7 protein-coding genes are annotated in these 7,705 nt (G+C 75.1%); all 7 read right to left on the bottom strand.

The genetic code is table 11. The features are described from left to right. A partial coding sequence (locus ACJOT3_RS04180) for an IS481 family transposase (RefSeq protein ID WP_406968942.1) occupies nt 1–813 on the bottom strand: 813 nt, incomplete at its 3' end. 68 nt (nt 814–881) lie between these two features. Continuing rightward, the gene (locus ACJOT3_RS04175; protein ID WP_406968940.1) at nt 882–1,313 is read right to left on the bottom strand and encodes an SDR family NAD(P)-dependent oxidoreductase; all 432 of its coding nucleotides are present in this window, start codon (nt 1,311–1,313) and stop codon (nt 882–884) included. Between the two features lie 120 nt (nt 1,314–1,433). Next, complete coding sequence (locus ACJOT3_RS04170; RefSeq protein ID WP_406968938.1) at nt 1,434–1,832, bottom strand: GNAT family N-acetyltransferase; 399 nt, start codon at nt 1,830–1,832, stop codon at nt 1,434–1,436. 17 nt (nt 1,833–1,849) lie between these two features. Then, nucleotides 1,850–3,289, bottom strand: a complete 1,440-nt coding sequence (locus ACJOT3_RS04165; protein WP_406968936.1) for an AMP-binding protein — start codon at nt 3,287–3,289, stop codon at nt 1,850–1,852. Nucleotides 3,290–3,430: 141 nt separating this feature from the next. Continuing rightward, nucleotides 3,431–4,117 carry a helix-turn-helix domain-containing protein gene (locus tag ACJOT3_RS04160; RefSeq protein ID WP_406968934.1) on the bottom strand — a complete coding sequence of 229 codons (687 nt, stop codon included), beginning with the start codon at nt 4,115–4,117 and terminating at the stop codon, nt 3,431–3,433. A 115-nt stretch (nt 4,118–4,232) separates the two neighbouring features. Beyond that, a complete protein-coding gene (locus ACJOT3_RS04155; protein WP_406968932.1) occupies nt 4,233–6,854 on the bottom strand; it encodes a glycoside hydrolase family 65 protein in 2,622 nt (873 codons plus the stop codon). Continuing rightward, nucleotides 6,851–7,621 (bottom strand): HAD family hydrolase, encoded by a 771-nt coding sequence (locus ACJOT3_RS04150; protein ID WP_406968930.1) that lies wholly within the window; start codon nt 7,619–7,621, stop codon nt 6,851–6,853. Before ACJOT3_RS04150 ends, ACJOT3_RS04155 begins: the two co-directional genes overlap by 4 nt. Nucleotides 7,622–7,705 lie beyond the last annotated feature (84 nt).

Below are 7,705 nucleotides of genomic sequence, written 5' to 3'. Positions count from 1 at the left end.
CCATTCCTCGACCAGGATGCGGTTGAACCGCTCGACCTTGCCGTTGGTCTGGGGACGGTAGGGGCGGGTGCGCTTGTGCTTGATGCCCTGGCCGGCCAGCAGGTCCCGCCAGGCGTGGGACTTGTAGCAGGACCCGTTGTCGGTCAGCACCCGCTCCACGACGATGCCCACCGACGCGAAGTAGGCGGCCGCGCGTTCCCAGAACCCGGTGGCGGTCTCCTTCTTCTCATCGGCCAGGATCTCGCAGTAGGCCAGGCGGGAGTGGTCGTCCACGGCGTTGTGCAGGTAGGCGTACCCGGCCCGGGAGCGGTTCTTGCGCCCCCGGGCGCGGCCCAGCATCTTGTGGCCGCCGCCGTCGGGGATGTTGCCGAGCTTCTTGATGTCCACGTGGACCAGCTCGCCGGGCCGCTCGCGTTCGTAGCGGCGCACCACACGGCCGGTGGCCCGGTCCAGGTGGGTGAGGCGGGCGCACTTGTAGCGGGTCAGGATGCGGTGGACGGTGGAGGCGTGCATGCGCAGGTGGCCGCCGATGCGGGCCGGTCCCCACCGCTTGAGGATGCGGAGTTTGATGATCCGGCGTTCGCGGCGGGTGGGGGTGCGCCGGGGGCTGTGGTGGGGGCGGCTGGAGGTGTCGTGCATGCCGGGCTCGCCGAGGGTCCGGTAGCGGTCGGCCCAGCGTTTGGCGGTGGTGGGGCTGGTCTGGAAGCGTTCGGCGGCCCGGCGCAGCGGCCAGCCCCGGTCGACGACGCAGCGGGCCAGGGCGAGGCGGCCCGCGGGTGTGAGGGTGGCGTTGGCGTGGGTAGTGTGGGGCATCGAGGGCCTTCCGGTCCGGTGGTAGATGTCGCAATCCACACCGATACCGGAGGCCCTCTTCGTGTGTGTCAGGCGGGGTGGGTGTTACCAACCTCCGTGGTCAGTACACCTAGGTGGTTGGTGCCGAAGGTGAGCTCGAACCCGTCGGCGGTGGTCCGCCGCTCGGGCACGTTCATCACCCCCGCGTTGTTGAACAGCAGGTCGACGGTGCCTTCGGCGGCCAGGGGCGCGGTGGCCCCGGCGATCGAGGCCAGGGAGCCCAGGTCGACCACCAGGGTGTCCGGGGCCGCTCCGGGGTGCGCGGCGCGCAGTTCGGCGGCGGCGTGTTCGAGCTTCTCGGGGCTGCGCCCGGCCAGCACGAGGTGGGCGCCGTGGCCGGCCAGGACGCGGGCGGTCTCCAGGCCGATGCCACCGCTGCCGCCGGTGATGAGCGCGGTCCTGCCGGTCAGGTCGCCGATGTCGGCGGGGGTCCAGTGGGCGGCGGCGCGGGTGGCGTGCATGTCATCCTCCAAAATGAATGTTCATTCAATGGCTTCGAGTGTGCACCCGCGTGGAGCATCTGTCAATGAACGTTCATTCAATTCAGGGTGGGGTGGGTCACCAGGCCTCCGCCTCCCCGGTCAGCGCAGGCGGAGCAGCCCCGCGGCGGTGCCCCCGAACCCCGCCCGCCGGTAGAACTCCTCCAGGTGCGGTTCGAAGTCCACGTGCACCCACTCCACGCCCAGCTCCCGCAGGTCCGCCACCAGCGCCGCGACCACCCGGCCGCCCACGCCCCGGCGCTGCGCGGCCGGGGCGACGGCGGTGTCCAGCAGGAACGCGTGCCCGCCCCCGTCCCAGACCGCGTGCGCGAACCCGACCAGGTCCGGGCCGTGGAACTCCCCGGCCCAGGAGCGGCTGTGCCGCCGCAGCCGCTCGCCCCAGGGCACGAGCGCGTACGGGTGCCCGAACGCCGCGGCGTGCAACCGCGACACCCGCGCGTCGTCGACCGGGAAGCGCACCCGCAGCTCGGGTCCGGGCACGGGGGAGCCCCCGCCCATCAGGCGCCCAGGGAGCGCTTGAGGATCTTGCCCATGTCGTTGCGCGGCAGCGCCGCCACCACCCGCAGGGCGCGCGGCCGCTTGTGCGGGGCGAGCTCGGCGGCCACCAGGTCCGCCAGCTCCTCCAGCGAGGGCGCCTCGCCGCGCGGCACCACCCAGGCCACCACCCGCTCGCCCAGGTCCGGGTCCGGCTCCCCGGTCACCGCCGCCTCCGCGACCGCCGGGTGCGCCAGCAGGACGTTCTCGATCTCCCCGGCGCCGATCTTGTACCCGCCGCTCTTGATCAGGTCGGTGCTCTTGCGCCCCACCAGCCGCACCGCGCCGTCCGGTGCCCGCACCGCCATGTCGCCGGTGCGGAACCAGCCGTCGGCGGTCATCGCCTCGGCCGTCGCCTCGGGCCGGTTCAGGTAGCCGGTGAACAGGTTCGGCCCGCGCACCTGGACCTCGCCCACCGCCTCCGGGTCGCCCGGCGCCAGCGGGGTCCCGTCCTCCTCGACCAGCCGCAGCTCCACCCCGGCCAGCGGGGTGCCCACCCCGCCCGGCGCGGAGCCGTCCCCGGGGCGGACCGACGTGTTCATCAGGGTCTCCGACATCCCGTACCGCTCGACCACCCGGTGCCCGGTGGCCGCCGTCAGCCGTTCGTGGTCGGGCAGCGGCAGCGCCGCCGAGCCCGACACCAGCAGGCGCGCCCCCGCCAGGGCCGCGGCGAGCTCCGGGTCGCCGCCCACGGCCAGCGCCAGGCGGTGGTACATCGTCGGCACCCCGAACAGCAGGGTCCCGCCGCCGCGCAGCGCCGCGGCCACCGTCGACGGCTCGAACCGGCCGGTGTGGTGCAGCGTCCCGCCCCGGCGCAGCGGGCCGAGCACCCCCAGCACCAGGCCGTGCACGTGGAACAGCGGCAGGGCGTGGACCAGCACGTCCTCGTCCGTCCACGACCACGCCAGGGCGAGCGCGTCCAGGGTCGCGGCCACCGCCCGGCGCGGCAGCAGCACGCCCTTGGGCGCGCCGGTGGTGCCGGAGGTGTAGACGATCAGCGCGGTCGACTCCTCGTCGACCTCCCGGCGCGGCGGCACGGCGGCGGGGGCGTCGGGGTCGGGGGAGGCGTCCACGTCGACCCGGCGCAGCCCGCGCAGCGCCTCGGGCAGCTCGGCGCCGGGCGGGGCCAGCACCAGGTCGGGGGCGCTGTCGCCGACGATGTGCGCCAGCTCCGCGCTGCCCGACTTCGGGTTCAGCGGCACCGCCGCCACCCCGGCCAGGAGCGCCGCCACCACGGCCACACACGTCTCCAGGGTGGGGAGCGCCCACACGGCGACCCGCCCGCCCGCGGGCAGCTCCGCGGCCAGCCGGGAGGCGGCCGCGGACAGGCCGCGGTAGGTGAGGGAGCGGTCGCCGAAGACCAGGGCGGTCCGGTCGACGGGATCGACGACGAGCGGGAGCACGGCGGGTTCCTTCCCGGAAGCGACAGGGGATCGTCCCATCTCTATCGCACCCGGGGTCTCCGCTCCGTCCGCGCCCCGGCCCCAGGGCGTGTGGGATCGGAGACAGTGGCGGGACCGCCGCGCCGGGGACGGTGCCCTGACTTACAGGGCCCGGCCCGTCAGGCGGCGCCCGGTGACCTCCGCGGCGGCGATCCGCACGTGCACGGAGCCCCGGCGGTCGGCCCAGCTCGCCAGCGGGGACACGGCCCGCAGCACGGCCTCCTCGTCCGGGTCGCCCACCACCCGCCCGTGCCCGGTCACCAGGACGCTCCACCCCTCGCTCAGGGTCTCGTCGATCCGGTCGACCTCGAAGGAGACCGGCCCCTGGGCGTGGGCGGCGATCACCCCGTCCGGGGAGGTGCGCACCAGCACCCCGCTCCCGTCCCACACGTAGTTGACCGGCAGCACGGTGGGCGCCGCACCGGGCCCGGCGGAGAACGCGATCCGGCCCACCCCGCCGGGGGCGATCAGGTCCTCGCACTCGGCCCGGGAGAGCACCCACAGGTCGTGGTGCGGGAAGGCGGTGGCCGCCACCCCCGGCGGGATCCCCGAGGCCGAGCCCAGCAGCTCCTCCGGGGAGGTGCGCAGGGCCATCGCCAGCCGGTAGAGCGCCGAACGCGTCAGCACCGGCGGATGCTCTTCGAGGTAGCCCACGTACCCGGGGTCCATCCCGGCGCGCAGGGCCACGTCCTCACGGGTCAGTCCCAGGCTCGTTCTGCGGTGCACCACCCGGCGGCAGAAGTCCCCTCCGGGCGCGGTGGACACGTGTGCCTCCGATGCCTCCGACATCTCCCCTCCGAACCCGGCCGACGGCCGCGGTGTTCGTCCCCGTGGACCTTCAGTGTCACCACGGGCACAGGGCCCTGAACAGGGACCTTCGACCTATGTCGGCGGCGATCGTCCCTCACCCGGGCGGCGAGGTCCACGACCCGCCCGGCGGCACGGTGGCGCGGTGCCCCCGCACGTCGACGGTGATCGGCGCCCGCCCCGACTCCGGCACCGCGACGGTGGCCCGGTCGCCGCGCACCCGCACCCGGACGCCCCAGTGGCCCCGGTAGCGCAGCTCGAACGCCGTCTCCGCGAGCTCGGGCGGCAGCAGCGGATCCAGGTACAGCACCCCATCGCGCACCTCCAACCCCGTGAAGCACCGGGTGAGCAGGTCGATGGTGCTCACCATCGCGCCCAGGTGGATCCCCTCGGCGGTGGTGCCGCCCTGGACGTCGTCGATGTCCGAGCGCAGCGCCTCCCGGAAGAACCGCCACGACGCGCGCCGGTCCCTCCGCGCCGACACCCAGGAGTGCACGACCGAGCTCAGCGTCGAGCCGTGCGAGGTGCGCCGCATGTAGTAGTCGATGGTGCGCGGGATCAGCCCCGGGTCGGCCTCGTACCCCAGGTGGTGCAGGACCCCGGTGACCTCCGCGGGCGAGAGCAGGAAGAACAGCATGAGCACGTCGGCCTGCTTGGAGGCCTTGTACCGGTTGCAGGTGTCGCCTTCGGCCTCCAGGATCCGGTCCAGCCTGCGGATGTCGCCGTACCGCTCCCGGTAGCCGTCCCAGTCCAGTTCCTCCAGCTCCCCGTAGCCCGCGAACTGGCTGACGACCCCCTCGTGGAAGGGCACGTACAGGCGGCGCGACACCGTCTCGAACCGCTCCACCTCCTCCGGGGCCAGCCCCAGGTGCTCGCGCAGGTCGCGGGCGCGCGCCGCGGGCAGCGCGTCCAGCACGTCCAGGGCGCGCGACAGCAGCCACGACGCCAGGACGTTGGTGTAGGCGTTGTCGTCCAGCCCCGGCTCCTCCCGGTCCGGGTACCCGTCGTGGTACTCGTCCGGGCCCATGACCCCGCGGATGCGGTACCGGTCCAGGGCCTTGTCGTGGACGGCCAGATCGGCGAAGGCCCGGGCGACCTCCAGCAGCGGCTCCGCGCCGGCCTCGCACAGGAACCCCGTGTCGCCGGTGGCCTGGTAGTGGCGCCACACGTTCACGCCGACGGCCAGGCCGACGTGGCGCTGCAACCGGGAGTGGTCCGGCACCCACCGCCCCGACCGGGGGTTGAGGTGGACGCTCTGGGACTCCTCCCGCCCGTCGCTCCCGCTCTGCCAGGGGAACAGCGCGCCGCGCACCCCGCACGCGCGGGCCCCGTCCCGGGCCGCGGGCAGGCGGCGCGCCCGGTAGCGCAGCGTTCCGCGGGAGACCTCGGGCAGGCGCAGGTCCAGGAAGGGCAGGACGAACAGCTCGTCCCAGAAGACGTGCCCCCGGTAGGCCTCCCCGTGCAGGCCCCGGGCGGGCACACCCGCGTCCAGGTCCGCGGTGTGCGGCGACAGCGTCTGCAAGAGGTGGAACAGGTGCAGGTTGAGGATGCGCTGGTCCTCCTCGTCGCCCACGTCCACCGAGCAGGCGCGCCACAGGCGGTGCCAGGCCGTGGTGTGCCGCTCCAGCAGGGCGTCGAACCCGGCGGCGCGGGCCAGGCACGCGCGGGCGGCGGTCAGCGGGTCGGCGGCGGCGTGGTCGCGCGAGGTGCACAGGGCGACGGTCTTCTCCACGGTCACGGGCTCCCCGGCGGTGACCTCCAGGGCGAGGTCGACCCCGATCCGTGTGCCGGGGGTGTGCCGCTCCCGCCCTCCCCGGGCGTCTCTCGTGCCTCCGGCTCCCCCCGCCCCACCGGTGTCCCCGGCGTCCTGAGGCCCACTCACGCCCCTGATGTCCCTGGCGTCCTGGGCGTCCCTTGCCTCACCGGTGTCCCCGGCGCCTCGGACATCTCTTGTGCCACTGGAGACTCCGGTGTCCCCGGGCTCCCCGGTATCCCCCGCGGCCCTGGTGTCCCTGGCGGTATCGGCGTTCGCGGCGGGCACGGGGGAGTACGCGGCGGGCGGGCCCGAGGTGACCCGGGTGCGGGCGGCCAGCGCGATGCCGATCCGCGACCGCGCGGTGGTGCAGCGCAGCCACACCGTGTCCTCCCCGTCCTCCCCGTCCGCGCAGGCGTCCCCGGGGACCAGGTGCCGCGAGGCCAGCCCCCGGTACCGGGCCACCCCGGTGTTGGCGACGTCCCCGTCCAGCTCCGAGCGGACCACCAGGGTCCCCGACCAGTCCACCGGGACGAACGTGGTCTCCAGCGCGGCCAGGTGCGGGTCGTCCATGGACACCAGGCGGTGCTGCACCACCCGGGTGCGGAGCCCCGGCGGGCCCGCCTCGAAGGCCCGGGTCAGCACCCCGCGCCGCATGTCCAGCTCCAGGCGCACCCCCTCCCCGGGGCCGGTGAACCACGCGCCGTCCCCCGCCCGGAAGGTCAGCGGCAGCCAGTTCGGGGCGTTGACCATGTCCTCGTTCTCGACCTCCCGGCCCGCGACCTCCGACACCGCCCGGTCGAAGCACCCGGCCAGGTAGGTGCCCGGGTAGTGCTCCCCGTCGGCCCGTGCCTCCGGATCGGCGCCGCGGGTGGCGAAGACCCCGTTGCCGAGCGTGCACAGCGCCTCCCGCAGCCCCGTGCGCCCGGGGTCGGCCCCCTCGTAGACCAGGGTCCAGCGGCTCATCGGTTCTCCTGTCCCCTCTCCGGGCCGCCGGTCCCCCCGACGGCGATCACCGCGTCGGCGCCGCGCCGGTACAGCTCCGCGGCCCGGCCCCCGTGGTCGACCCCGACCACGAACCCGAACCCGCCGCGCACCCCCGCCTCCACCCCGGCGAACGCGTCCTCCACCACCGCCGCCCGGCCGGGGGCGACCCCCAGCCGCCGGGCCGCCTCCAGGAACAGGTCGGGGGCGGGTTTGCCGGCCAGCCCCGACCGGGCGGCGTCCACACCGTCCACCCGGACGTCGAACAGGTCCGCCACCCCCGCCGCGCGCAGCACCTCGGCGCAGTTGCGGCTGGCCGACACCGCCGCCGTCGCGCACCCGCGTTCGCGCAGGCCGCGGATGATCGCGACCACCACGGGGAACGCGGAGGTCCCGGAGCGGCGCAGGGCCTGGAGGAAGTGGCGGTCCTTGCGCGCCCCCAGCGACGCCACCGTGTCCCCGGCGCCCCGTTCGGGCACCCGGATGCCCCGCGAGGCGAGGAAGGCGCGCACCCCGTCGAGCCGGGACCGCCCGTCGACGAACCGCACGTAGTCCTCGCGTTCGTCGAACGGCGCGAACCGGCCCTGGCCGCCGGTGCCGTTCGTACGGGCGCGCTCGCTCAGGAAGGCGTCGAACAGCCGCTTCCAGGCCGCGGCGTGCACCCGCGCGGTGTCGGTGACCACCCCGTCCACGTCGAACAGCACCGTCTCGATGTGGTCGGGCCAGGCCACCGGCCCGGGTTCGGCCACGGCGACCACCTCCTCGGTTCCGGAAGCGCGGTGGCCCCGGGTCTCCACTCGGGTCTTCAGAGGCCCCGGGTCTCCAGACCACGC

The sequence above is a fragment of the Nocardiopsis protaetiae genome (assembly GCF_045446735.1).
GTDB lineage: Bacteria > Actinomycetota > Actinomycetes > Streptosporangiales > Streptosporangiaceae > Nocardiopsis > Nocardiopsis protaetiae.
This window is presented reverse-complemented; position numbering and strand designations above follow the sequence as displayed.

Coding starts and splice junctions, on each gene's coding strand:
- ACJOT3_RS04175 (WP_406968940.1), bottom strand. CDS start 1,313: ATGCACGCCACCCGCGCCGCCGCCCACTGGACCCCCGCCGACATCGGC.
- ACJOT3_RS04155 (WP_406968932.1), bottom strand. CDS start 6,854: ATGAGCCGCTGGACCCTGGTCTACGAGGGGGCCGACCCCGGGCGCACG.
- ACJOT3_RS04160 (WP_406968934.1), bottom strand. CDS start 4,117: ATGTCGGAGGCATCGGAGGCACACGTGTCCACCGCGCCCGGAGGGGAC.